Consider the following 2940-nt stretch of genomic DNA (forward strand, 5'->3'; position numbering starts at 1 on the left):
TTTTAGTTTGGTTAAGTTAGAAAGGGCGCACGGTGGATGCCTTGACACTAGGAGTCGATGAAGGACGGGACTAACGCCGATATGCTTCGGGGAGCTGTAAGTAAGCTTTGATCCGAAGATTTCCGAATGGGGAAACCCACCATACGTAATGGTATGGTATCCTTATCTGAATACATAGGGTAAGGAAGACAGACCCAGGGAACTGAAACATCTAAGTACCTGGAGGAAGAGAAAGCAAATGCGATTTCCTGAGTAGCGGCGAGCGAAACGGAACATAGCCCAAACCAAGAGGCTTGCCTCTTGGGGTTGTAGGACATTCTATACGGAGTTACAAAGGAACGAGGTAGACGAAGCGACCTGGAAAGGTCCGTCGTAGAGGGTAACAACCCCGTAGTCGAAACTTCGTTCTCTCTTGAATGTATCCTGAGTACGGCGGAACACGTGAAATTCCGTCGGAATCTGGGAGGACCATCTCCCAAGGCTAAATACTCCCTAGTGATCGATAGTGAACCAGTACCGTGAGGGAAAGGTGAAAAGCACCCCGGAAGGGGAGTGAAAGAGATCCTGAAACCGTGTGCCTACAAATAGTCAGAGCCCGTTAATGGGTGATGGCGTGCCTTTTGTAGAATGAACCGGCGAGTTACGATCCCGTGCGAGGTTAAGCTGAAGAGGCGGAGCCGCAGCGAAAGCGAGTCTGAATAGGGCGTTTAGTACGTGGTCGTAGACCCGAAACCAGGTGATCTACCCATGTCCAGGGTGAAGTTCAGGTAACACTGAATGGAGGCCCGAACCCACGCACGTTGAAAAGTGCGGGGATGAGGTGTGGGTAGCGGAGAAATTCCAATCGAACCTGGAGATAGCTGGTTCTCCCCGAAATAGCTTTAGGGCTAGCCTTAAGTGTAAGAGTCTTGGAGGTAGAGCACTGATTGGACTAGGGGTCCTCATCGGATTACCGAATTCAGTCAAACTCCGAATGCCAATGACTTATCCTTAGGAGTCAGACTGCGAGTGATAAGATCCGTAGTCAAAAGGGAAACAGCCCAGACCGCCAGCTAAGGTCCCAAAGTGTGTATTAAGTGGAAAAGGATGTGGAGTTGCTTAGACAACTAGGATGTTGGCTTAGAAGCAGCCACCATTTAAAGAGTGCGTAATAGCTCACTAGTCGAGTGACTCTGCGCCGAAAATGTACCGGGGCTAAATACACCACCGAAGCTGCGGATTGATACCGAATGGTATCAGTGGTAGGGGAGCGTTCTAAGGACAGTGAAGTCAGACCGTAAGGACTGGTGGAGTGCTTAGAAGTGAGAATGCCGGTATGAGTAGCGAAAGACGGGTGAGAATCCCGTCCACCGAATGCCTAAGGTTTCCTGAGGAAGGCTCGTCCGCTCAGGGTTAGTCAGGACCTAAGCCGAGGCCGACAGGCGTAGGCGATGGACAACAGGTTGATATTCCTGTACCACCTCTTTATCGTTTGAGCAATGGAGGGACGCAGAAGGATAGAAGAAGCGTGCGATTGGTTGTGCACGTCCAAGCAGTTAGGCTGATAAGTAGGCAAATCCGCTTATCGTAAAGGCTGAGCTGTGATGGGGAAGCTCCTTATGGAGCGAAGTCTTTGATTCCCCGCTGCCAAGAAAAGCTTCTAGCGAGATAAAAGGTGCCTGTACCGCAAACCGACACAGGTAGGCGAGGAGAGAATCCTAAGGTGTGCGAGAGAACTCTGGTTAAGGAACTCGGCAAAATGACCCCGTAACTTCGGGAGAAGGGGTGCTTTCTTAACGGAAAGCCGCAGTGAATAGGCCCAAGCGACTGTTTAGCAAAAACACAGCTCTCTGCGAAGCCGTAAGGCGAAGTATAGGGGGTGACACCTGCCCGGTGCTGGAAGGTTAAGGAGAGGGGTTAGCGTAAGCGAAGCTCTGAACTGAAGCCCCAGTAAACGGCGGCCGTAACTATAACGGTCCTAAGGTAGCGAAATTCCTTGTCGGGTAAGTTCCGACCCGCACGAAAGGTGTAACGATTTGGGCACTGTCTCAACCAGAGACTCGGTGAAATTATAGTACCTGTGAAGATGCAGGTTACCCGCGACAGGACGGAAAGACCCCGTGGAGCTTTACTGTAGCCTGATATTGAATTTTGGTACATTTTGTACAGGATAGGCGGGAGCCTTTGAAACCGGAGCGCTAGCTTCGGTGGAGGCGCTGGTGGGATACCGCCCTGAATGTATTGAAATTCTAACCTACGGGTCTTATCGACCCGGGAGACAGTGTCAGGTGGGCAGTTTGACTGGGGCGGTCGCCTCCTAAAGTGTAACGGAGGCGCCCAAAGGTTCCCTCAGAATGGTTGGAAATCATTCGTAGAGTGCAAAGGCATAAGGGAGCTTGACTGCGAGACCTACAAGTCGAGCAGGGACGAAAGTCGGGCTTAGTGATCCGGTGGTTCCGCATGGAAGGGCCATCGCTCAACGGATAAAAGCTACCCCGGGGATAACAGGCTTATCTCCCCCAAGAGTCCACATCGACGGGGAGGTTTGGCACCTCGATGTCGGCTCATCGCATCCTGGGGCTGTAGTCGGTCCCAAGGGTTGGGCTGTTCGCCCATTAAAGCGGTACGCGAGCTGGGTTCAGAACGTCGTGAGACAGTTCGGTCCCTATCCGTCGTGGGCGTAGGAAATTTGAGAGGAGCTGTCCTTAGTACGAGAGGACCGGGATGGACGCACCGCTGGTGTACCAGTTGTTCTGCCAAGGGCATAGCTGGGTAGCTATGTGCGGAAGGGATAAGTGCTGAAAGCATCTAAGCATGAAGCCCCCCTCAAGATGAGATTTCCCATAGCGTAAGCTAGTAAGATCCCTGAAAGATGATCAGGTTGATAGGTTCGAGGTGGAAGCATGGTGACATGTGGAGCTGACGAATACTAATAGATCGAGGACTTAACCATATAATATG

The 2940-nt window shown here is 51.5% G+C and carries 1 rRNA gene; it reads left to right on the forward strand.

The features are described from left to right. Positions 1 to 9 precede the first annotated feature (9 nt). Positions 10 to 2932, forward strand: a 23S ribosomal RNA gene (locus AC3WVA_RS29215). Positions 2933 to 2940: the final 8 nt, after the last annotated feature.

This window comes from Bacillus sp. EB106-04-02-XG92 (assembly GCF_058791995.1).